Here is a 21,757-nt window from a genome sequence, read left to right as displayed (position 1 = left end):
CCGGCCGACACCAACGAGATCGAACAATCCTTGGGAGGATCACCATGTCCAGGACCCTGACCGGCCTGATCGTCGCGCTGTCGGCGGCGCTGCTGCTGGCCCCGGCGGCGCGGGCCGAGATCCGCGAGCAGCACATCAAGTTCGCGGCGGCGAACAGCAAGGGCCATCCCCAGGTCACGGGCATGGAGAAGTTCGCCGCCATCGTCGCCGAGAAGAGCGGCGGCAAGATCACGGTGCAGCTGTTCCCCGGCGGCACGCTGGGCGGCGATGTGCAGACCCTGTCGGGGCTGCAGGGCGGCATCGTCGAGATGACGGTGATGAACGCCGGCATCCTGTCCGGCAACGCCCCGGCCTTCGGCGCGGTCGACCTGCCCTTCCTGTTCGACACGCCGCAGGAGGCCGATGCGGTGATGGACGGCCCGTTCGGCGACCATCTGCTGGAGCTCTTGCCCGCCAAGGGGCTGGTCGGGCTGGCCTATTGGGAGCTCGGGTTCCGCAACCTGACCAACAACCGCCATCCGGTGGCGAAGGTCGAGGACATCAAGGGGCTGAAGATCCGCACCATCCAGTCGCCGATCCCGATCGCGCTGTTCAACGCGCTCGGCGCCAACGCCGTGCCGATGCCCTATCCCGAGCTGTACGGCGCGCTGGAGACCGACACGGTCGACGGCCAGGAGAACCCGTCGGCCAACATCATCAACGCCAAGTTCTACGAGGTGCAGAAGTACCTGACCCTGACCCGGCACCAGTACAACCCGCAGATCGTCCTGGTCAGCAAGATGTTCTGGGACAAGCTGAACGACGAGGAGCGGGCGGTGCTGCAGTCGGCCGCGACCGAGGCGCGGGACTATCAGCGCCAGGTGTCGCGCGAGGCGGACGCCAAGGCGCTGGACGAGATCCGCGCCAACGGCATGGAGGTGACCGAGCTGCCGCCGGAGGAAGTGGCGAAGCTGCGGGCCGCCACCGCGCCGGTGGTCGAGGAGTTCCGCCCCAAGATCGGCGCGGACACCGTGGCGCTGCTGCAGGCCGAGCTGGACAAGCTGCGCAAGAAGTGATGCGGCAGCGGCCGACAGGCCCGGTCGCGGGCGGATCGCGCAGGATCCGCCCCCGCATGTTCCCGGTCCGGAGAGAGAGGCGCCGACCTTGCTCACGCTGCGTCAGATCGAGATCATCCGCGCGATCATGGTGACCGGCACGGTCGCGGGCGCGGCCCGGCTGCTGAACGTCTCGGCGCCGGGCGTCAGCCGGATGATGAAGTACACGGAGGATTCGCTCGGCTTCAACCTGTTCGTCCGCAAGGGCGGGCGCTTCGTGCCGACGGCGGAGGCGAGCGACGTCTTCGCCCAGATCAACGCCGTGTACAAGAAGGTCGAGGACCTGCACTACGCGATCGACCGGCTGGAGAAGGGCGACACCGCGGAGCTCAAGGTCGGCTCGGTCCCCAGCATCGCCAATGTGATGGTGCCGCGGGCGGCGGCGGCGGTGCGCCGGCGCTATCCGCACCTGCTGATGGACATCGACATCCTCAAGATCGAGGACGCGATCGACTATCTGCTGCTGGGCAAGGGCGAGCTGGTGGCGATGAGCTACCTGCTGCAGCACCCGGCCCTGACCTTCGCGCCGCTGGCCCGCGGCGAGCTGGTCTTCATCGCCGCCGCCGACCATCCGCTGGCATCGCGCAGCCGGATCTCGGCCGAGGAGATCGTGCGGCACCCGCTGATCGGGATCGACCCGAAGGATCCTTACGGCCGGATCATGGCCGACATCTTCACCCGGCACGGCCTCGACTACCGCATCACCATCCGCGCCCGCTTTGGCACCACGGTCTGCGCCCTGGTGCGCCAGAACCTCGGCGTCGCGGTGATCGACATCTTCACCGTGGCGGATGGCAGCCTGGCCGGGCTGAAGGTGATCCCGATCGCCGAGAAGACCGACTTCCAGACCTATGCCGCCTATCGCCGCGACGTGACGCTGTCGAGCTTCGCCGAGGCTTTCCTGGCCAGCCTGCGGGCGGAGATGGAAGCGGTGCGCGCACCCCGGCCGGCGACCGTAACATCGGGTTAATCCGCCCGGATGTCTTGATCATTGCTGCTGCGGCGGGCGCGGCCGAGAGTCTGTCCGGAAGCCCGGCCGGCACGATGTCGCGGGCCGGCCGCATGCCGCAGGAGCCGCCGATGTCCCCCTTGGGAGAGGCCGATCCGGCGCCCGACCGCGCCGCGATCTCCGGCCGCACCTCCATCGTCCCGCTGATCGGGCATCCCGTCGCCCAGGTGAAGACCCCGGGCCCGATGAACCGCGCCTTCGCCGGGCGCTGCGTCGACGCGGTGATGATCCCGCTCGAACTCGAGCCCGCTTCGGTGCCCGGCTTCTTCGAGGTCTTCCGCCGCTGCGCCAACGGCGCCGGCGTCTCCGTCACCGTGCCGCACAAGCAGGCCGCCTTCGCAGCGATGGACCGGGTCACGCCGCGGGCCGCGGCGGTGCGGGCCGTGAACATCGTACGGCGCGACCCGGACGGCACGCTGGTTGGCGACATGACCGACGGCCTCGCCTTCGTCGCGGCGCTGCACGGGCACGGCGTCGACCCGGCGGGATCGCATCTGCTGCTGATCGGCGCCGGCGGGGCCGGGTCGGCGATCGCCGATGCGGTGGCCGCCGCCGGGGCCGCCTCGGTCACGGTCATCGATCCCGACGCGGCACGGGCCTCAGCCCTGGCCGAGGGGCTGGAGCAGCGCCACCCGGAGCTGGCGGTGCATCGCGGCCTCCGGCCTGGCGCCCCGATCGACATCGCCGCCAACGCCTCGCCGCTCGGCATGCGGCCGGACGATCCCCTGCCCTTCGACCCCGCCATGCTGCCGCCCGGCGCCCTGGCCGCCGACGCGGTGACCGCGCCGCCGGTGACGCCCTGGCTCGACCAGGCGCGCCGCCGCGGGCACCCGATCCTGACCGGCCTCGACATGGCGCTGGCCCAGCTGCCGTTCCAGCTCGCGCATCTCGGCACGTGAGGACATCCCGATGAAGACGTCGATCGCCACCGTGTCCCTGAGCGGCGATCTCCGCGACAAGCTGGAGGCGATCGCCGCCGCCGGCTTCGATGGCGTCGAGATCTTCGAGAACGACTTCCTGTCCTTCGACGCGGCGCCGCGCGAGGTCGGGCGGATGGTGCGCGACGCCGGGCTCGTCGTGACCACCTTCCAGCCCTTCCGCGACTTCGAGGGCATGCCCGAGCCGCAGCGTACGCGTGTGTTCGACCGGGCCGAGCGGAAGTTCGACCTGATGGGCGAGCTGGGCGCCGGCCTGCTGCTGGTCTGCTCCAACATCTCGCCGGCCGCGCTGGGCGGCATCGACCGCGCCGCCGCGGATTTCCGCGAGCTGGGCGAGCGGGCGGCGAAGCGCGGGCTGAAGGTCGGCTTCGAGGCGCTGGCCTGGGGCCGGCACGTCAACGACCACCGCGACGCCTGGGAGATCGTGCGCCGCGCCGATCATCCCGCCATCGGGCTGATCCTGGACAGCTTCCACACCCTGTCGCGCGGCATCGACCCGGACGGCATCCGCGCCATCCCGGCCGACAGGATCTTCCTGGTCCAGCTGGCCGACGCGCCGCGTCTGGAGATGGACCTGCTGTCCTGGAGCCGGCATTTCCGCAACCTGCCGGGCCAGGGCGACCTGCCGGTGACCGCCTTCACCGAGGCGGTGGCCGCGACCGGCTTTGACGGCGTCTATTCGCTGGAGATCTTCAACGACCATTTCCGGGCCGGGTCGGCGCGGTCGGTCGCGATCGACGGCCGCCGGTCGCTGCTGCAGCTGGCCGACACGCTGGAGCGGCGCAAGCCCGCCGCCGAGCGGACCCGGCCGCTGCTGCCGGAGCGGGCGAAGTGCCTCGGCGTCGAGTTCGTCGAGTTCGCGGTCGACGAGGCCGGCGCGATCGAGCTGGAGGCGTTGTTCGCCGGCCTCGGCTTCGCCCGGAGCGGCCGGCACCGGTCAAAGGACGTGACCCTGTGGTCGCAGGGCGGGATCAATCTTCTCGTCAACCGCGAGAAGGAGGGCTACGCCCACGCCGCCTACATCATGCACGGCCCCGCCGCCTGCGCGATCTGCCTCAAGGTCGACGACGCCCGGGCGGCGACGGCGCGGGCCGGCGCCCTGCTGGCGACCGGATTCCGCCAGGAGGTCGGGCCGGGCGAGCTGGAGATCCCGGCGATCCGCGGCGTCGGCGGCAGCCTGATCTATCTCGTCGATCCCGGCAGCGATCTGGCGCGATGGCGCGAGGTCGACTTCGTCCCGGTCGATGACGGCGCGACGCCGGAGGCCGGGCTGGCGTGGATCGACCACCTGTCGCAGTCGATGCAGTATGACGAGATGCTGTCCTGGCTCCTGTTCTACAGCGCGATCTTCGACCTGGCGAAGACCCCGGAGCTGGAGATCCCGGATCCCGCCGGGCTGGTGCGCAGCCAGGTGGTGCAGAACGCCGAGGGCACGCTGCGCATCGTGCTGAACGCCTCGCAGAGCCAGCGCACGCTGTCGGCGCGCTTCCTGTCGGAATTCTTCGGCTCCGGCATCCAGCACATCGCGCTGGAGACCGGCGACATCTTCGCCACGGCGGCCCGGATGCGGCAGGCCGGCGTGAAATTCCTGCCGATCCCGGCCAACTACTACGACGACATCGAAGCCCGCTTTGGCCTGGAGCCGGATCTGGTCGACCGGCTGCGCGCGGCCGGGATCCTCTACGACCGCGACGGCGGCGGCGAGTTCTTCCAGCTCTACACCACCAGCTTCGCCGACCGCTTCTTCTTCGAGATCGTGCAGCGCCGGGGCTATGCCGGCTTCGGCGCCGCCAACGCCCCGATCCGCCTGGCGGCGCAGACGCGCCTCGCGCCCGACGTCACCATGCCGCGGCGGTGAAGCTCACCGCTCCCGAGCAGCCGTGATCGCGGAGGGTTGACGGTCCTATCGATCCGCGCCACGATGAAATTCTGTTCAGTCGGTGTAAAAAATTACACCCCGGAGCAACGGAGCCGGATCGACGGGATGGACGAGCAGGTCAGCCTGGCCACGCGCGCCGCGTGGCTGTCCTATGTGCGCCGCCTGACCCAGGGCGAGATCGCCGACCGGCTCGGCGTGTCGCGGGTCAAGGTGCACCGGCTGATCTCGCTGGCCGAGGAGCTGGGCCTGGTCAGCGTCCACATCGCCGGCCGCCCGGCCGAATGCCTGAAGCTTGAGGACGGGCTGATCGACCGCTACGGCCTGGGCTTCTGCCGCGTCGTCCCGGCGATCGACGAGGAGGACCAGCCCTTCGAGGCGCTCGGCGCCGAGGGCGCCGCCTATCTTTCCCGCTATCTCGAGACGGCCGGCGACAAGGTGATCGGCGTCAGCCACGGCCGCACCCTGGCCGCGCTGGTCAACCGGCTGCCTCGGATCGCCGTGCCCGACGCCAAGTTCGTGTCGCTCTTGGGCAGCCTGACCCGCAAATCCTCCGCCAATCCGTTCGACGTGGTGCAGCGCCTGGCCGACAAGACCGGCGGCGAGGGTTATTTCATGCCCGTGCCGATGGCCGCCGACAGCCTGGGCGACAAGGCGGTGATGCTGTCGCAGAAAAGCGTCCAGGCGGTGCTGGCCCTGGCCCACCGGGCGACTTTGTGCCTGGTCGGCGTCGGCGAGCTGGGGCCGCAGGCGCATATGCTGCAGACCGGCGTGCTGACCCGCGAGGAATACGACGACCTGCGGGCCAAGGGCGCGGTCGGCGACCTCGTGGGCCAGTTCCTCGACGCCGAAGGCCGTCGCGTCGCCTCCGAGGTCAACGAGCGGGCGCTCAGCGTCGGGCTCGACGACCTGAAGGGCCGCCGCGTCGTCGCCATCGCCGGCGGCGCGATCAAGGCCGACGCCATCACCGCGGCGCTGACGAGCGGCATGGTGACCGACCTGATCATCGACGAATCCGCGGCGCTGGCCATGGCTGCGCGCCGGGGTGCCCGGCCGCCGCCGCGGCGGCAGGGCCTGCGCGAGACCAGCTGACAACGACAATGTTTTGGGAGGATACACCGATGAAGCGCACGACCGATCTGTTCGACCGCCATGCCGCAGGCCGGATATCGCGGCGGGAGCTGATGACCGGGGCCGCCAAGCTGGGCTTCGGCGCCGCCGCGGCCGGGTTCATGCTGAACCAGGCCGGCACCCGGGCCCTGGCCGCGACCGGGCCCGACTTCAAGAAATTCTCCGGCAAGAAGATCAGCCTGCTCCTGAACAAGCATCCCTACACGGATGCGATGATCGCCAACCTCGACAACTTCAAGGCGCTGACCGGCCTGGACGTCAGCTACGACGTGTTCCCGGAGGACGTCTATTTCGACAAGGTCACCGCCACCCTGTCGAGCAAGTCGCCGCAATACGACGTGTTCATGACCGGCGCCTACCAGACCTGGCAGTACGGCCCGGCCGGCTGGCTGGCCGACATGAACCAGTACATCAAGGACCCGGAGCTGACGGCCGCCGCCTACAATTGGGACGACGTGCTGCCGGGCCTGCGCGCCTCCACCGCCTGGTCGGGCGTGCCGGGCCAGCCGCTGGGCGGCGACGGCGCCAAGCAATGGGCCGTGCCCTGGGGCTTCGAGCTGAACAGCGTCGCCTACAACAAGCGGATCTTCGATGCCGCCGGCATGAAGCCGCCGAAGGACCTGCCGGAGATGGTGGACCAGGCCGGCAAGCTGAGCGCGCTGAACCAGGGCTTCTATGGCGTCGGCGTGCGCGGCAGCCGCAGCTGGGCGACGATCCATCCCGGCTACCTGTCCGGGCTGACCAACTATGGCGGCAAGGATTTCGCGGTCACCGACGGCAAGCTGAAGGCGGCGATGAACAGCGCCGAGGCCAAGGAGTTCACCAAGCTGTGGATCGAGATGATCCAGAAGGGCGGGCCGAAGAACTGGACCACCTACACCTGGTACGAGGTCGGCAACGACCTGGGCGCCGGCGCCTCGGCCATGATCTTCGACGCCGACATCCTGGGCTATTTCCAGAACAAGGGCACCAAGGAGGCCGGCAACCTGGCCTATCATCCGTTCAGCGCCAAGCCCGGCGCCGCGGCGCCGACGCCGAATGTCTGGATCTGGTCGCTGGCGATGAGCGCCTTCTCCCAAGCGCCCGAGGCCGGCTGGTACTTCGTGCAATGGGCCAGCGGCACCGAGCACACCACCTTCGGCGCCACCAAGGCCGACCTGGTCAACCCGGTGCGCCAGTCGGTCTGGGACAATGGCGACTTCCACAAGCGGCTGGAGAGCTATCCGGGCTATCTCGACCAGTACAAGGCCTCGGCCGCCGGATCGAAGATCTATTTCACGCCGCAGCCGCTGTTCTTCAACCTGACCACGGAATGGGCGGCCAGCCTGCAGAAGATGTACGCCAAGGAGATCCCGGTCGATGAGGGGCTGGACCAGCTGGCCGAGTTCATCGACGAGCAGCTGAAGGATGCCGGCCTGGCCGACTGACGCCGTCCCGCGCGGACCGGCCTTCGCCCCGCCGGTCCGCACGGCAGCCCCGCCCCCGCTGTCTCTCTCCCCCGGCGGGGGCGGGGCTCAGCGACCGCCCGCGAGAGGACCCCGACCCGTGGCAACCATCGCCGCCGACACCGCGCCCCGAACGCGCCGCAGCACCGGCCCCGGCCTGCTGCCCTATCTGCTGAGCCTGCCCGCCCTGCTGGTCACGATCGGGATCCTGATCCCCTTCGCCACTGCCGTGTACTACTCGTTGCAGCGCTACAACCTGGCCTTCCCGGCCGGGCGGCGGATGATCTGGCTCGACAATTTCGTGGCCCTGTTCGGCGACGGGCGGTTCTGGGGCACGATCCAGGCGTCGCTGACCTACACCGTGCTGACCGTCGGCGTGCAGCTGCTGCTCGGCCTCGGCATCGCCCTGCTGCTGGTGCGCCGCTCGCTGATCAACAACCTGATGAGCGTGCTGCTGATCCTGCCGCTGATGGTGGCGCCGGCGATCGCCAGCCTGATGTGGAAGCTGATGACCAACCCGAATTTCGGGATCCTCAGCTATTTCGTGACCAGCCTCGGCTTCACCGATTTCCGCTGGGCGTCGGACCCGGCCTCGGCGATGTTCACCGTGGTGCTGGTCGACACCTGGGTCTACACGCCGTTCATCGCCATCCTGCTGCTGGCCGGGCTGCGCGCCCTGCCCCGCCAGCCCTTCGAGGCGGCGGAGTTGGACGGCGTGCCGCGCAGCTTCGTGTTCTTCCGCATCACCCTGCCGATGCTGCTGCCCTATATCCTGACCGCCAGCCTGTTCCGGATGCTGGACAGCATCCAGCAGTTCGACATCGTCTACGCCATGACCCAGGGCGGCCCGGGCGACCGGCTGATGCTGTTCCAGATCCGCGCCTATCTCGAGGCCTTCACCTTCACCAATATCGGCCGGTCGGCCGCGATCCTGATGGTGCTGTGGGCGATCACCTTCGCGCTCAGCAACGTCTTCATCAAGCAGTGGCTCCGCCTGCGCGCCCGCGCGCACGGCCGGGCCTGACGGGAGGCAAGCCATGAACCATGCAAGTGGAATTGGCGGCCGGATCCTCCGCGGCGTCCTGCTCACCCTGGTGGCGCTGTTCTTCCTGTTCCCGCTGGTCTGGGTGGCGCTGATGTCGTTCATGACCAATGCCGACATCCTGCGCAGCCCGCCCAGCGTCATCTTCACCCCGACGCTGGAAAACTACGCCGCCCTGATTGCCGGCGAGCTGTCGACCAATGTCGGCGCGCTGAAGATCGACTACATGCAGAACCTGCTGAACAGCCTGATCCTCAGCTCCTGCTCGGTGCTGCTGTCGCTGCTGCTCGGCGTTCCGGCGGCTTATGCCTTCGCCCGGTTCAAGTTCCGGCTGGGCGAGAACATGGCCTTCACCATGCTGTCCTTCCGTTTCGCCCCGCCGCTCCTGGTGCTGCTGCCGCTGCAGCTGTACTTCCAGGACCTCGGCCTCAGCGACACCTATATCGGGCTGATCTGGGTGTACCAGCTGATCACGCTGCCGCTGATCCTGTGGATCGTGCGCGGCTATTTCGAGGACATCAGCGAGGACATTGAGAACGCCTACCGGCTGGACGGTCATTCCTGGCTGCGCACCTTCCTGAAGATCGCGGTGCCGCTGGCCCGGCCCGGCATCGCCGCCGCCGCCCTGCTGGCCTTCATCTTCGCCTGGAACAACTTCATCTTCGCGCTGATCCTGGGGTCGAGCTCGATCCAGCCTGTGACGGTCGGGGCGCTGGCCTTCATCACCGCCTCCGGCATCAACTACGGCCAGATCGCCGCGGCGCTGGTGCTGTCGATCCTGCCGACCCTGGCCCTCGCCCTCTATGCCCAGCGCTATCTGGTCGAGGGGCTCAGCCTCGGCGCCGTGAAGGGGTGACGACCATGGCCTTCCTCGACATCGCCGGACTCGGCAAGAGCTTCGGCAAGACGCAGATCCTCGATGGCCTCGACCTCCAGGTCGAGAAGGGCGAGTTCGTCGTGGTGTTCGGCCCGTCCGGCGCCGGCAAGACGGTACTGCTGCGCCTGATCGCCGGCATCCTGCAGCCGGAGGCGGGCGACATCCGCATCGCCGGCGCCTCGATCCTCGGCCAGGGGCCGGAGGCGCGGGATGTCGGCATGGCGTTCCAGAACTTCGCCCTGTACCCCCACCTGCCGGCCTTCGAGAACATCGCCAGCCCGTTGCGGGCCCGGCGGACCGGCGAGGCCGAGATCCGGAAACGGGTGCAGGAGGTGACGGATCTGCTGCGCATCGGCCATGTGCTGGACCATCTGCCGAAGCAGCTGTCGAACGGCCAGAAGCAGCGCACCGCCCTGGCCCGCAGCCTGGTCTGCTCGCCCTCCGTGCTGCTGCTCGACGACCCGCTGCGCAATGTCGACGCCAAGATCCGCTACGAGATGCGGCAGGAGCTGCCGCGCCTCTTGCGCGCGGTCGGCGCCACCGTCCTCTACGTCACCCAGGACTACAAGGAGGCGATGGCGCTGGGCGACCGGGTCGGCGTGCTGCTGGACGGCCGCTTCCGCCAGGTCGACACCCCGGCCGGCATCTACGGCAAGCCGCAGGACACCCGCATCGCCCGGCTGTTTGGCGACCCGCCGATCAACCTGATCGAAACTTCGGCTCAGGACGGCCGCATCAGCATCGCCGGCACCGCCTTCCCGGCGCCGGCTGCGGCATCCGCCGGCAAGCCCTGCCTGGTCGGGCTGCGGCCGGAGGATGTCGAGGTCCGGTTCGAGCCGGCCGAGGATGCGGTGCCGGTCGACCTGGAGGCGGTGACGCCGCTGAACGTCCGCACGGTGATGCTGCTGCGCGCCGCCGACGGCACCGAGATCCTGGCCAGCCGGCCGGAGGACCAGGGCGACGATCTGGGTCGCGGCCGGCGCCGCGCCTGGGCCCGGCCGGATCTGGCCCGCGCATTGTGTTTCGACCGCGAGACCGGCGCCCGCCTGCCGGCCGCGACGGCTTGAGAGGCCCCATGGCAACCCTGACGCTCGATGCCGTCTCCAAGATCTACGGGCCGCGGCTGGCCCATCCGATCCGCGCGGTCGACGCCGTGTCGCTGGCGCTGCGCGACGGCGAGCTGGTCGGCCTGCTCGGCTCCTCCGGCTGCGGCAAGACCTCGACCCTGCGCATGATCGCCGGGTTCGAGAGCGTGTCGGAAGGCACCATCCGGATCGGCGACCGCGTGATCAACGACCTGCGCCCGGCGGAGCGCAACGTCGCCATGGCCTTCGAAGGCTATGCCCTGTACCCGCCGCTGACGGTGCGCGACAACATCGGCTTCAGCCTGCTGCGCCACCGCATCCCGAAGGCGGAGGTGCAGCAGCGCGTCGCCCATGTCGCGGCGCTCTTGGAGATCGGCGACATCCTGGACCGCTATCCGCAGGCGATCTCCGGCGGCCAGCAGCAGCGGGTCAGCTTGGCCCGCGCTTTGGTCCGGCGGGCACAGCTGTCCCTGCTCGACGAGCCCATGTCGCAGCTGGAACCGCAGCTGCGCGCCGTGCTACGGGCGCGCATCAAGGACTATCTGATCGAGCACAGGATGACGACGGTCTTCGTGACCCATGACCAGACCGAGGCGCTGGCCCTGGCCGACCGCATCGCGGTGATGGAGGGCGGCCAGCTGCAGCAATTCGCCTCGCCCACCGAGCTGAAGAAGCGCCCGGCCAACCTGTTCGTCGCCGGCTTCATCGGCGAGCCGCCGATGAACCTGTTCCCGGCCCGGGTGGTGCGGGAGAACGGCGGCCTGGCCGTCGAGGTGCAGGGTGAAGACGGCGCGGCGGCCTTCCGCCTGCCGCACTCCGGCCCCGGCCTGACCGAGGGTGGGAAGGTGCATCTCGGCATCCGGGGGCATGAGATCCGGGTCGGCGCGGCTCGCGCCGGCGAGACGGCTCTGCAGGGCACGGTGACCGCCAACCAGTGGCTGGGTGACCAGAGCCACATCGCGCTGGACGTCAACGGGGTGCGGCTGACCATCGTCACTGACCGGGCGCTGGAGGCCGCTTCCGACACCAGGCTGGCGCTGGCCCTGCCGGAATCGGCGCTGCATTTGTTCGATGGCGACAGCGGCCTGGCGATCGCCCATGGTGGCCGCCCGGCGGTGGCGGCGGCAGCATGACCAGGGACGTCCTGATCGGCCTCGATTCCGGCACCTCGGTGGTCAAGGCGGTTGCCTTCGACCTGGACGGCACGCCGGTCGAGCATGCGGCGCGGCCGAACACCACGATCCCGGTCGACGGCAGCGGTATGGAGCAGGAGTTCGACCGCACCTGGGACGATGCCGCGCTGGTGCTGCGCGAGCTGGCGGCGAAGCTGGAGGCACGCAGTCTGCGCGTCGCCGGCATCGCCGTGACCGGCCAGGGCGACGGCACCTGGCTGATCGACCGCGACGGCGAGCCGGTGGGCCGCGCCATGCTGTGGCATGACGGACGGTCGGGCCCGATCGTGGCCGAGCTGCACCGGACCGGCACGGCCAAGGCGGTGCAGCGCTTCACCGGCACCATGCTGAACATGTCGAACCAGTCCGGCCAGCTGCTGTGGCTGAAGCGGCACCGGCCGGAGGCGCTGGCCCGCGCCGCCACCGCCTTCCACTGCAAGGACTGGCTGTATTTCCGGATGACCGGCGAGCGGGCGACCGACGTCTCCGAGGGCACCTTCACCTTCGGCGACTACCGCAGCCGGGAATACGCGCCGGAAGTGCTGGAGCTGTTCGGGCTGCAGGACGAGGCCCGGCTGCTGCCGCCGATGGTCGACGGCGCCCGCCAGAACTCGGCGCTGACGCCCGTGGCCGCGATCGCGACCGGCCTGCCCGCCGGCACGCCGGTGGTGCTGGCCCCGGTCGACCTGCTGTGCGGCGCCCTCGGCTCCGGCCTCTACGACCCCGAGGGCCGCGCCGGCTTCACCGTGCTGGGCTCCACCGGCGCCCATATGCGGCTGGTGTTCGGGGCCGACCGGGTGACCTTGGGCGAGGAGGTCGGCTACACCATGCCGTTCATCGTCCCGGGCAGCTACGTCTCCATGGTCTCGAACATGGCGGCGACGCTGAACATCGACTGGCTGTGCGGCGTGGTCGAGGAGGTGGCGGAGGCCGCCGGGGCGACGCTGCCGAAGCGGTCCGACCTGATCCGGCTGCTCGACGGCAAGGCCGCGGCGGCGAAGCCGGGACGCCTGCTGTACCACCCCTTCATCGCCGAGGCGGGGGAGCGCGGGCCCTTCGTCGACAGCGCCGCCCGCGCCTCGGTGATCGGCCTGTCCGGCACCGCCGGCGCCGGCGACCTGATGCGGGCGATCTATGAGAGCCTCGGCTTCGCCACCCGCGACTGCTACGAGGCGGTCGGCGGCACACCGGCGGAGATCCGCATGGCCGGCGGCGCCGCGCGCAGCGCCACCGTGCGCGGCATCGTCGCCGCCGCCGCCAACGCGCCGATCCGCCTGGTCAAGCGCGAGGAGGTCGGCGCCGCCGGGGCGGCCATGGTGGCGGCCCTGTCGCTGGGCATCCTGCCCGGCATCGACGCCGCCTGCGCCCGCTGGGTGACGCCGCTGCTGGCCGAGGCCGAGCCGCCCGACCCGGATCTCGTCGCGCAGTATGACCGCCTGTTCCCGCAGTACCGAACCAGCTACCGGGCGCTGCGCCCGGTCTGGCACGCATTGGAAGATTTGAGGACCCAAGGATGACTGGACGTCGCGTTGCCGTGATCGGCGACCGCTTCATGCTGCCCAGCCTGTTCGTCGAGGCGCTGGAGGCCATCTCGGCCCCGCTCGATATCCGGACGCTGGAGCAGCCCTGGCCGGACGAGCCGATGGTGCATGGCTATGCCGGCACCGGCCTGGACGGGCTGAAGGAGTTCATGGGCGACCCGGACGAGATCGTCGACTTCATCGGCGATGCGGAGATCCTGGTCACCCATCTGGCGCCGATCTCCGCCGGGATGCTGGAGCGGCTGCCGGAGCTGAAGCTGATCGGCGTCAGCCGCGGCGGGCCGGTCAACATCGACATGAAGGCGGCCAAGGCGCGCGGCGTGAAGGTGGTGAACGCCCCCGGCCGCAATGCCAGCGCGGTGGCCGAGTTCACCATCGGCGCCATCCTGGCCGAGACGCGGCTGATCACCCGCGGCCACACCTCCCTCTCCCAGGGCCAATGGCGCGGCGACCTGTACCGCGCCGACCTGACCGGCCGCGAGCTGTCGGAGATGACGGTCGGCGTGATCGGCTACGGCCATGTCGGCAGCAAGGTGGTGCGCCTGCTGAAGGCCTTCGGCTGCCGCATCCTGGTGACCGACCCCTATGTCCAGCTCGACCCCGCCGACAGCGCCGACGGCGTGCAGCAGGTCTCGCTGGAGACGCTGCTGGCCGAGAGCGACGTGGTGACGCTGCATCCGCGGGTGACGGCCGAGACCACCGGCATGATCGGTGCCGAGGCCTTCGCGGCGATGAAGGACGGGGCGATCTTCGTCAACACCGCCCGCGGCCCGCTGGTCGATTACGACGCCCTCTACGACGCGCTGGTCGGCGGCAAGCTGCGCGGCGCCATGCTGGAGACCTTCGCGGTCGAGCCGCCGCCGGAGGACTGGCCGCTGTTGAAGCTGCCCAACGTCACCCTGACCCCGCACATCGCCGGCGCCTCGGTGAAGACCGTCACCTACGCCGCCGGGCAGATCGCCGAGGACGTCCGGCGCTACCTGGCCGGCGAGCCCCTGCTCCGCCTCTGCTGACCTTAGGAACCCGACCATGACCACCGAGATCGAGCTGCGCACCAGGATCGTCGAAGCCTGCCGGCAGATGAACGCCAACGGGCTGAACCAGGGCACCTCCGGCAACATCAGCGCCCGCTGGGGCGACGGGATCCTGGTGACCCCGACCGGCGTGCCCTATGACGAGATGACGCCGGACGACATCGTCGCCATGAGGATGGACGGCAGCTGGGAGCATGGCGACCACCGCCCCTCCTCCGAATGGCGCTTCCACCTCGACATCCACCGCCGCAAGCCGGAGGTGAACGCCATCGTCCATTGCCACCCGATGTATTCAACCATCCTGGCGATCCGGCACCAGGAGATCCCGGCGCTGCACTACATGATCGCCTGCGGCGGCGGCAATTCGATCCCCTGCGCCCCCTACGCCACCTACGGCACGCCGGAGCTGTCGGAGCATGCGATCGCGGCGCTGCAGGACCGCACCGCCTGCCTGTTGGCCAATCACGGGCTGATCGCCACCGGCGCGACTCTGGGCAAGGCGATGTGGCTGGCGGTCGAGGTCGAGACCCTGGCCAAGCAGTATGTCTACACGCTGATGCTGGGCGGGCCCAAATGCCTGCCGGACGACGAGATCGACCGGGTGATCGAGAAGTTCAAGGATTACGGCCCGCGCCCGAAGCAGGCGGCCTGAGCGGCATGGCGGACGGAGCGGAACAGCGGAACGGGGCCGTCATCGACCTGCTGGTGGTCGGCGGCGGCGTCAACGGCGCCGGCATCGCCCGCGACGCGGTGGGTCGCGGCCTGTCGGTGCTGCTGTGCGAGAAGGGCGACCTGGCCGAGGGCACGTCGAGCCGCAGCGGCAAGCTGGTGCATGGCGGCCTGCGCTACCTCGAATACTACGAGTTCAGGCTGGTGCGCGAGGCGCTGATCGAGCGCGAGGTGCTGCTGGCCGCCGCGCCGCACATCATCTGGCCGATGCGCTTCGTGCTGCCGCATGACAGCTTCCTGCGCCCGGCCTGGCTGCTGCGGACGGGGCTGTTCCTGTACGACCATCTCGGCGGCCGCAAGAGGCTGCCGGCCAGCCGCGGCCTGGACCTGCACCGCGACCCGGAGGGCAAGCCGCTGCAGGACCGCTTCCGCCACGGCTTCGAATATTCCGACTGCTGGGTCGACGACGCCCGGCTGGTGGTGCTGAACGCGATCGGCGCGGCCGAGCGCGGCGCCGAGATCCTGACCCGCACCGAATGCGTGTCGCTGCGGCGCCGGGACGGGCTGTGGCACGCGGTGCTGCGCCCGGCCGGCGGCGGGGCGGAGCGGCACGTCGTCGCCCGCGCCGTGGCCAATGCCGCCGGCCCCTGGGTCGACAAGGTTCTGACCGGTGCCGCCGGCCTCAAATCGGGCAAGAAGATCCGGCTGGTGCGCGGCAGCCACATCGTGGTGCGGAAGTTCTATGACGGGCCGCAGGCCTATCTGGTGCAGAACACCGACAAGCGGGTGATCTTCATCAATCCGTACGAGCACGGCTACCTGCTGATCGGCACCACCGACATCCCGCAGACCGGCGACCCCGACCGGGTGGCGGTCGACCCGGCGGAGGTCGAGTATCTCTGCGGCGTGCTGAACCGGGCCTTCCAGCGCCAGATCGGGCCGCAGGACGTGGTGCATTCCTTCGCCGGGGTGCGGCCGCTGTTCGACGACGACGCCGCCAACCCCTCGGCCGTCACCCGCGACTATGTCTTCGACGTCGATGACGAGGGCGGCCGCGCGCCGATCCTCTCCGTGTTCGGCGGCAAGATCACCACCTTCCGCAAGCTGGCCGAGCATGCGCTGGACCGCCTGCGCCCGTTCTTCCCGGCGATGGGCCCGGCCTGGACCGCGGCGGCGCCCTTGCCCGGTGGCGACATGCCCGGCGCCGATTTCGAGCGCTGGCTGGCGGAGTTCCGCCGGCGCCACCTCTGGCTGCCGGAAGACCTGGCGCTGCACTACGGCCGGCTCTACGGCACCCGGGCCGAAGCGCTGCTGGACGGCGCCCGGTCGCCCGCCGATCTCGGCCGGCATTTCGGCGCACGGCTCTACGAACGCGAGGCGGCCTGGCTGCGGGCGCAGGAATGGACCGAAGATGCCGAGGACATCCTGTGGCGCCGCACCAAGCATGGGCTGCATCTGTCGCCGGCGGAAACCGCGGCTTTCACCGAGTGGTTGGACGCCGCACCGGCCCCGGCCGTGCAGGCGATAGGCCGGTGATGGGCAATGTTCCGTTCGATCGTAGGTTGGGTTCGCTCGGCGAACCCAACACCGGTCCAGGTTGCACGATGTTGGGTTCGCGTGCCCGCGAACCCAACCTACGCGCTCCCCTTGCGATAGGGGGAGAGTGGATTTTCCGGGACACTTGCCCATGACCCTCGACCCGTCGACCGATCCCGACCTCCTTGCCCTGCGCGCCCTCTCCGCCCGGCTCGGCCGCGACCCGGACCGAGTGCAGGCGGCCGGGGGCAATACCTCGCTCAAGCGCGACGGGGTGATGTGGATCAAGGCCTCCGGCACCTGGCTGGCCCGGGCCGAGGCGGAGGAGATCCTGGTCCCCGTGCGGCTCGACCCGCTGCTGCAGGCGATGCGCGACGGCGATCCCGCCGCCGAGACCGCTCGCGACTTCGTGGTGGCGGAGCACAATCCCCGCGAGCTGCGGCCGTCGATCGAGACCACCGTGCATGCGGTGCTGCCCTTCACCGTGGTGCTGCACGTCCATTGCGTCTCGACCATCGCGCTGGCCATCCGCGCCGACGCCGAGGCGCGGCTGGCCGAGCGGCTCGACGGCCTGCCCGGCGTGGACTGGGTCTTCGTGCCCTACTGCAAGCCGGGCCTGACCCTGTCGCAGGCGATCGCAGCGCGGCTCAAGCCCGCGACCAATGTCGTGGTGCTGGGCAATCACGGCCTGGTGGTCGCCGCGGACGGCGTCGCCGTGGCGGGCGCGCTGCTGGACCGGGTCTGCACCGCCCTCGCCTTGCCCCGCCGCCCCTCCCCCGCGGCCCAGCCGGATACGCTGGCCGATTTCATCCGCGGCACGCCCTACCGGCTGCCACAGGACCCGGTCGCGCATGACGCGGCGGCGGATCCCGCCAGCCTGGCGCTGGCCACCGGCGGCGCCTTCTACCCCGACCATGTGATCTTCCTCGGCGCCGCCCTCGCCACGGCCCGGACGCCGGCCGAGCTGGCGGCGCTGGGCGAAGGGCCGCGCCCCCCGGCGATCGTCGGCGTTCCGGGCCATGGCGTGGTGCTGCACCAGGGCGTGCTGCGCGGGGCGGACGAGATGGCGCGCTGCCTGGCCGATGTCGCCGGGCGGGTGCCGGCCGGCACCGCGGTCCGGCCCTTCACCCAGCCCCAGATCGACGAGCTGACCCAGTGGGATGCGGAGCAGTACCGGCAGTCGCTGAGCCGGCGGGAGGGGTGAGCATGACGGCGCGCGCGATCGGCATCGATGTCGGCACCTCCGGCGTGCGGGCGGTTGCGGTGGACGCCGCCGGCCGTCCGGTCGGCCGCGGCGCCATGGCGACCGACAGCCCCGGCCTGGACCCGCGTGACCCGGAGATGTGGTGGCTGGCCACGGTGGCTGCGCTGCGCCGGCTGGCGGCGGAGGCCGACCTGTCCGGGGTCGGCGCCGTCTCGGTCGACGGCACCTCCGGCACCGTGCTGGTGACCGACGCGGCGGGGCGGCCGGTCGGCCCGGCGCTGATGTACAACGATCCTTGCCCGGACGAGGCGGTGGTCGCCCGGATCGACGCCGTGGCGCCCGCCGGCAGCGCCGCCCGCGGCCGCAGCTCCGCCCTCGCCCGCGCCCTGGCCCTGCTACGCCGGCCGGGGGCCGTGCGCGTGCTGCACCAGGCCGACTGGATCGCCGGCCGCCTGTCCGGCCGCTTCGACGTCACCGACGAGAACAACGCGCTGAAGACCGGCTACGACCCGGTGGCCCGGCGCTGGCCGGACTGGATCTTCGGCCTCGGCATCGATCCCGCCGCCCTGCCGCGGGCGGTGGCGCCGGGCACCCCGACAGGCCCGGTGGATGCCGAGGCCGTCGCCCTCGGCCTGCCGGCCGGCACGCTGGTGGTCGCCGGCACCACGGACGGCTGCGCCTCCTTCCTCGCCACTGGGGCGGATGCGGTGGGCGACGCGGTCACGGCGCTGGGGTCGACCCTGGTGATCAAATTATTGTCCGACCGACCGGTCGATTCTCCGCAGCACGGCGTCTACAGCCATCGCATGGGCGACCGCTGGCTGGTCGGCGGCGCCTCGAACAGCGGCGGGGCGGTGATCGCCCAGCTGTTCGGCCGCGACCGGCTGCCCGCGCTGACCGCCGCGCTGCAGCCGGACCGGCCGACCGGCCTGTCCTATTACCCGCTGCCCCGGCCGGGCGAACGCTTCCCGGTGGCGGATCCCGCGCTGGCGCCGGTGCTGGAGCCGCGGCCGGACGACGACGCGGTGTTCTTCCAGGGCGTTCTGGAGGGCATCGCCGGGATCGAGGCCCGGGCCTACCGCCTGCTGGCGGAGCTCGGCGCGCCGGCCGTGACCTCGCTGCGCAGCGTCGGCGGCGGCGCCGCCAATGCCGGCTGGACCGAGATCCGCCGCCGGCAGCTGGGCGTGCCGTTCCTGCCGGCCTTGTCCGAGGACGCGGCAGAGGGTACAGCCCGGCTGGCCCTGGCCGGACTCGGAGGATCTTGATGCTGGAAATCGAGCAGGTGGATGGGATCGGCGGCCTCGTCGACCGCTTCGGCACCTTCTTCGTCGACCAGTACGGCGTGCTGCATGACGGCCGCCACCCCTATCCCGGCGCGATCGAGGCGCTGCGCCGGCTGAAGGATGCCGGCCGGCACATCGTGCTGCTGTCCAACTCCGGCCGCTCCGCCGCCTACAATGCGCGGCGGATGGAGACGCTGGGCTTCGCCCGCGACAGCTACGACCATTTCGTCACCTCGGGCGACGTCGCCCTGGCCCTGCTGCAGAGCGGCGCGCTGCCGGTGTCCCCCGGCAGCGGCGCCCGCTGCCTGGTGATCTCCAGCGGCGAGGACCGCGGCTTCGCCGAGACGCTGGGCTTCGCCGAGGCCGAGACCGGCGACGCCGCCGACCTGGTGCTGATCGCCGGCAGCCGCGGGCACCTGATCCCGCTCGACACCTACCGCGATCTGCTGGCCCCGGCGGCGGCGCGCGGCGTGCCGGCGCTGTGCACCAACCCGGACAAGATCATGCTGACCCCGCTGGGCCCCGCCTTCGGCGCCGGGCGCATCGCCGAGATGTACGAGCAGCTCGGCGGCACCGTCACCTGGGTCGGCAAGCCGCATCCGCTGATGTACCGCCACGCCGCCGCCACCGCCGGGGTGGAGCGGCCCGGCGACGTGGTCTGCGTCGGCGACAGCGTCGAGCACGACGTCGCCGGCGCCCGCGGCTTCGGCGCCGCCGCCGCGCTGGTCCGCACCGGCATCCATGCCGGCATGGAGGAGGACGAGATGGCGCGGGAATTCGCCATCGTCGGCTGCGCCCCCGACATCCTGCTGCCCTCGTTCCGCTGGTGACGCATCGGCCGGCCCAACCGGGGTGACATCCGCCGCCGGACGTCGCACCCTGCGTCCTTCGCACGAAGCACGACCCGCCATCGGGGCGGGAGGAGACGGACCATGGATCTGGGACTGGCGGGCCGCAAGGCCCTGGTGTGCGCCGCGAGCAAGGGCCTCGGCAAGGGCTGCGCCCTGGCGCTGGCGCGCGAGGGCGTCGAGCTTGTCATCACCGCCCGCGGCGCCGAGGCGCTGGAGGCGACGGCCGAGGAGATCCGCCGTGCCACCGGCGCCAAGGTGACGGCGATCGCCGGCGACATCACCACCGAGGCGGGCCGCGAGGCCGCCCTGGCGGCCTGCCCCGAGCCGGACATCCTGGTCAACAACGCCGGCGGCCCGCCGCCCGGCGATTTCCGCGACTGGGACCGCGACGCCTGGATCAAGGCGGTCGACGCCAACATGCTGACCCCGATCTTCCTGACCAAGGCGGTGGTCGACGGCATGGCGTCCCGCGGCTTCGGCCGCATCGTCAACATCACCTCGAGCGCGGTGAAGGCGCCGATCGCGGAGCTGGGCCTGTCGAACGGCGCCCGGTCCGGCCTGACCGGCTTCATCGCCGGCGTCGCCCGGCAGATGGCCGGCAAGGGCGTCACCATCAACGGCCTCCTGCCCGGCGCCTTCGACACCGACCGGCTGCGCGGCGGCATCAATGCGGCCGCCCAGCGCTCGGGCCAGGATGCCGAGGCCGTCGCCGACCGGCGCCGCGCCGCGATCCCGGCCGGGCGCTTCGGCCAGCCGGACGAGTTCGGCGCGGCCTGCGCCTTCCTGTGCAGCGTCCATGCCGGCTACATCACCGGCCAGAACATCCTGATCGACGGCGGCGCCTTCCCCGGCACGTTCTGAGGCTCAGCCCCCGATCCCCGCCAGGTCGTGCCGCATGACCGGCCGGGCGGGGATGCGGCGGGCGACGATGCGGAAGCCGAGGCGGGCGAAGGTCGAGGCGTAGCCGCAGCCCGACGCGCTGGGCGACACCGCGGCGTCGAAGGGATAGGCCTCGAGCGCCGGAGCGCCCGCCCGCTTCGCCGCCCGCAGCGCCCCCTCGATCAGCGCGGCGCTGACGCCGCGCCGGCGCCAGCCCTTGCGGACATAGAGGCAGGACAGCGCCCAGACCGGCAGGTCGTCGACACGCCTGAGCCGCCAGTTGCGGTCCAGCTCCGGCAGCGCCGCGCGGGGGGTGAGCTGGCACCAGCCGACCGCCAGGCCGCCGTCGGCGAAGGCGAGCAGGCCGGGCGGCGGCCCCTGCTGCACCACCGCGCGGAAATCGGCCTTGTTCTCGTCCCGCGGCCGGCGGCGATAGGCGGCGCCGATTCGGCCATGCATGCACCAGCAGCCATTGACCGCCCCCATCGGGCCGAACAGGTCCTCCAGCGCCGGCCACAGCTCCGGCGTCAGCGGATGGATGGCGAAGCTCATGCCGGTTCTCCCGCTTGCTTCCGATCAACACCCGGGCGACCGCTCCGGCTCCGGAAACCGTTCCGAATCCGCCCGGGATGGTGCAGTCTCCCGGCCATGAGCGAACGCATCCTCTACGGCCGTGAGCAGGACCTGGACGCGGTCGAGTTCCGGCGCGTACTGGTCGAATCCGGCCTCGGCCGCATCCGCCCGGTCGACGACACGCCGCGGCTGCAGGCCATGATCGAGGGCGCCAACCTGATCGTGACCGCCCGGCTGGACCGGCCCGGACGGCCGCTGGTCGGGGTCGGGCGCGGCGTCACCGATTCGGTCTGGTGCTGCTATCTCTCCGACCTCGCCGTCTCCTCCTCGGCCCAGGGACTCGGCGTCGGCAAGGGGCTGCTGGACGAAGCGCGACGCCAGCTCGGGCCGCAGGTCAGCCTGTATCTGGCCTCGGTGCCGGAGGCGGTCGGCTTCTACGAGCGGGCGGGGATGACGCGGATCGCCGACGCCTTCTCGTACAAGCGCGAACGCTGACCCCGCAGACAAGGACAACCGGC

The 21,757-nt window shown here is 71.0% G+C and carries 20 protein-coding genes; 19 read left to right on the top strand and 1 reads right to left on the bottom strand.

Annotated features, from left to right (window positions below):
- Positions 1–44: 44 nt before the first annotated feature.
- From ACFW16_RS07970 to ACFW16_RS07885, 18 genes are all read left to right on the top strand, one after another.
- Complete coding sequence (locus ACFW16_RS07970; protein ID WP_380303585.1) at positions 45–1,055, top strand: TRAP transporter substrate-binding protein; 1,011 nt, start codon at positions 45–47, stop codon at positions 1,053–1,055.
- 88 nt (positions 1,056–1,143) lie between these two features.
- Positions 1,144–2,064 carry a LysR family transcriptional regulator gene (locus ACFW16_RS07965; protein ID WP_380303583.1) on the top strand — a complete coding sequence of 307 codons (921 nt, stop codon included), beginning with the start codon at positions 1,144–1,146 and terminating at the stop codon, positions 2,062–2,064.
- A gap of 110 nt (positions 2,065–2,174) precedes the next feature.
- Complete coding sequence (locus ACFW16_RS07960) at positions 2,175–3,002, top strand: shikimate dehydrogenase family protein (RefSeq protein ID WP_380303581.1); 828 nt, start codon at positions 2,175–2,177, stop codon at positions 3,000–3,002.
- 10 nt (positions 3,003–3,012) lie between these two features.
- Positions 3,013–4,899, top strand: coding sequence for a bifunctional sugar phosphate isomerase/epimerase/4-hydroxyphenylpyruvate dioxygenase family protein (locus ACFW16_RS07955; RefSeq protein WP_380303579.1), 1,887 nt, complete (start codon positions 3,013–3,015; stop codon positions 4,897–4,899).
- A gap of 126 nt (positions 4,900–5,025) precedes the next feature.
- Positions 5,026–6,009 (top strand): sugar-binding transcriptional regulator, encoded by a 984-nt coding sequence (locus ACFW16_RS07950; RefSeq protein ID WP_380303577.1) that lies wholly within the window; start codon positions 5,026–5,028, stop codon positions 6,007–6,009.
- A 29-nt stretch (positions 6,010–6,038) separates the two neighbouring features.
- Positions 6,039–7,475, top strand: a complete 1,437-nt coding sequence (locus tag ACFW16_RS07945) for an extracellular solute-binding protein (RefSeq protein WP_380303575.1) — start codon at positions 6,039–6,041, stop codon at positions 7,473–7,475.
- A 118-nt stretch (positions 7,476–7,593) separates the two neighbouring features.
- Entirely contained in the window at positions 7,594–8,517 is a 924-nt protein-coding gene (locus ACFW16_RS07940; protein ID WP_380303573.1) for a carbohydrate ABC transporter permease, read from the top strand.
- A gap of 13 nt (positions 8,518–8,530) precedes the next feature.
- Positions 8,531–9,391: a carbohydrate ABC transporter permease gene (locus ACFW16_RS07935; protein WP_380303571.1), complete on the top strand. Its 861-nt coding sequence runs from the start codon at positions 8,531–8,533 to the stop codon at positions 9,389–9,391.
- Positions 9,392–9,396: 5 nt separating this feature from the next.
- The gene (locus ACFW16_RS07930; protein WP_380303569.1) at positions 9,397–10,479 is read left to right on the top strand and encodes an ABC transporter ATP-binding protein; all 1,083 of its coding nucleotides are present in this window, start codon (positions 9,397–9,399) and stop codon (positions 10,477–10,479) included.
- Positions 10,480–10,487: 8 nt separating this feature from the next.
- Complete coding sequence (locus ACFW16_RS07925) at positions 10,488–11,630, top strand: ABC transporter ATP-binding protein (protein ID WP_380303567.1); 1,143 nt, start codon at positions 10,488–10,490, stop codon at positions 11,628–11,630.
- Positions 11,627–13,186 carry an FGGY-family carbohydrate kinase gene (locus ACFW16_RS07920; RefSeq protein WP_380303566.1) on the top strand — a complete coding sequence of 520 codons (1,560 nt, stop codon included), beginning with the start codon at positions 11,627–11,629 and terminating at the stop codon, positions 13,184–13,186. The genes ACFW16_RS07925 and ACFW16_RS07920 overlap by 4 nt, the downstream gene beginning before the upstream one ends.
- Positions 13,183–14,223 (top strand): 2-hydroxyacid dehydrogenase, encoded by a 1,041-nt coding sequence (locus tag ACFW16_RS07915; protein ID WP_380303564.1) that lies wholly within the window; start codon positions 13,183–13,185, stop codon positions 14,221–14,223. Before ACFW16_RS07920 ends, ACFW16_RS07915 begins: the two co-directional genes overlap by 4 nt.
- 16 nt (positions 14,224–14,239) lie before the next feature.
- Entirely contained in the window at positions 14,240–14,896 is a 657-nt protein-coding gene (locus ACFW16_RS07910; RefSeq protein ID WP_380303562.1) for a class II aldolase/adducin family protein, read from the top strand.
- Positions 14,897–14,901: 5 nt separating this feature from the next.
- Complete coding sequence (locus ACFW16_RS07905; RefSeq protein ID WP_380303560.1) at positions 14,902–16,449, top strand: glycerol-3-phosphate dehydrogenase; 1,548 nt, start codon at positions 14,902–14,904, stop codon at positions 16,447–16,449.
- 151 nt (positions 16,450–16,600) lie between these two features.
- Positions 16,601–17,653 carry a class II aldolase/adducin family protein gene (locus ACFW16_RS07900; protein ID WP_380303558.1) on the top strand — a complete coding sequence of 351 codons (1,053 nt, stop codon included), beginning with the start codon at positions 16,601–16,603 and terminating at the stop codon, positions 17,651–17,653.
- Positions 17,654–17,655: 2 nt separating this feature from the next.
- Positions 17,656–18,918 carry an FGGY-family carbohydrate kinase gene (locus tag ACFW16_RS07895; protein WP_380303556.1) on the top strand — a complete coding sequence of 421 codons (1,263 nt, stop codon included), beginning with the start codon at positions 17,656–17,658 and terminating at the stop codon, positions 18,916–18,918.
- Positions 18,918–19,766 carry a TIGR01459 family HAD-type hydrolase gene (locus ACFW16_RS07890; protein WP_380303554.1) on the top strand — a complete coding sequence of 283 codons (849 nt, stop codon included), beginning with the start codon at positions 18,918–18,920 and terminating at the stop codon, positions 19,764–19,766. Before ACFW16_RS07895 ends, ACFW16_RS07890 begins: the two co-directional genes overlap by 1 nt.
- A 102-nt stretch (positions 19,767–19,868) precedes the next feature.
- The gene (locus ACFW16_RS07885) at positions 19,869–20,648 is read left to right on the top strand and encodes an SDR family oxidoreductase (RefSeq protein WP_380303552.1); all 780 of its coding nucleotides are present in this window, start codon (positions 19,869–19,871) and stop codon (positions 20,646–20,648) included.
- A 3-nt stretch (positions 20,649–20,651) separates the two neighbouring features.
- Here the strand turns inward: ACFW16_RS07885 and ACFW16_RS07880 are convergent, their stop codons facing one another.
- Positions 20,652–21,218, bottom strand: coding sequence for a GNAT family N-acetyltransferase (locus ACFW16_RS07880; protein WP_380303549.1), 567 nt, complete (start codon positions 21,216–21,218; stop codon positions 20,652–20,654).
- A 96-nt stretch (positions 21,219–21,314) separates the two neighbouring features.
- On the opposite strand from ACFW16_RS07880, the gene ACFW16_RS07875 reads away from it, so the two are divergent.
- Positions 21,315–21,734: a GNAT family N-acetyltransferase gene (locus tag ACFW16_RS07875; protein ID WP_380303547.1), complete on the top strand. Its 420-nt coding sequence runs from the start codon at positions 21,315–21,317 to the stop codon at positions 21,732–21,734.
- Positions 21,735–21,757 lie beyond the last annotated feature (23 nt).

This window comes from Inquilinus sp. NPDC058860 (assembly GCF_042743185.1).
Lineage (GTDB): Bacteria > Pseudomonadota > Alphaproteobacteria > DSM-16000 > Inquilinaceae > Inquilinus.
This window is presented reverse-complemented; position numbering and strand designations above follow the sequence as displayed.

Coding starts and splice junctions, on each gene's coding strand:
- ACFW16_RS07950 (WP_380303577.1), top strand. CDS start 5,026: ATGGACGAGCAGGTCAGCCTGGCCACGCGCGCCGCGTGGCTGTCCTAT.
- ACFW16_RS07930 (WP_380303569.1), top strand. CDS start 9,397: ATGGCCTTCCTCGACATCGCCGGACTCGGCAAGAGCTTCGGCAAGACG.
- ACFW16_RS07955 (WP_380303579.1), top strand. CDS start 3,013: ATGAAGACGTCGATCGCCACCGTGTCCCTGAGCGGCGATCTCCGCGAC.
- ACFW16_RS07920 (WP_380303566.1), top strand. CDS start 11,627: ATGACCAGGGACGTCCTGATCGGCCTCGATTCCGGCACCTCGGTGGTC.
- ACFW16_RS07890 (WP_380303554.1), top strand. CDS start 18,918: ATGCTGGAAATCGAGCAGGTGGATGGGATCGGCGGCCTCGTCGACCGC.
- ACFW16_RS07925 (WP_380303567.1), top strand. CDS start 10,488: ATGGCAACCCTGACGCTCGATGCCGTCTCCAAGATCTACGGGCCGCGG.
- ACFW16_RS07970 (WP_380303585.1), top strand. CDS start 45: ATGTCCAGGACCCTGACCGGCCTGATCGTCGCGCTGTCGGCGGCGCTG.
- ACFW16_RS07935 (WP_380303571.1), top strand. CDS start 8,531: ATGAACCATGCAAGTGGAATTGGCGGCCGGATCCTCCGCGGCGTCCTG.
- ACFW16_RS07960 (WP_380303581.1), top strand. CDS start 2,175: ATGTCCCCCTTGGGAGAGGCCGATCCGGCGCCCGACCGCGCCGCGATC.
- ACFW16_RS07900 (WP_380303558.1), top strand. CDS start 16,601: ATGACCCTCGACCCGTCGACCGATCCCGACCTCCTTGCCCTGCGCGCC.
- ACFW16_RS07885 (WP_380303552.1), top strand. CDS start 19,869: ATGGATCTGGGACTGGCGGGCCGCAAGGCCCTGGTGTGCGCCGCGAGC.
- ACFW16_RS07945 (WP_380303575.1), top strand. CDS start 6,039: ATGAAGCGCACGACCGATCTGTTCGACCGCCATGCCGCAGGCCGGATA.
- ACFW16_RS07895 (WP_380303556.1), top strand. CDS start 17,656: ATGACGGCGCGCGCGATCGGCATCGATGTCGGCACCTCCGGCGTGCGG.
- ACFW16_RS07910 (WP_380303562.1), top strand. CDS start 14,240: ATGACCACCGAGATCGAGCTGCGCACCAGGATCGTCGAAGCCTGCCGG.
- ACFW16_RS07915 (WP_380303564.1), top strand. CDS start 13,183: ATGACTGGACGTCGCGTTGCCGTGATCGGCGACCGCTTCATGCTGCCC.
- ACFW16_RS07905 (WP_380303560.1), top strand. CDS start 14,902: ATGGCGGACGGAGCGGAACAGCGGAACGGGGCCGTCATCGACCTGCTG.
- ACFW16_RS07875 (WP_380303547.1), top strand. CDS start 21,315: ATGAGCGAACGCATCCTCTACGGCCGTGAGCAGGACCTGGACGCGGTC.
- ACFW16_RS07880 (WP_380303549.1), bottom strand. CDS start 21,218: ATGAGCTTCGCCATCCATCCGCTGACGCCGGAGCTGTGGCCGGCGCTG.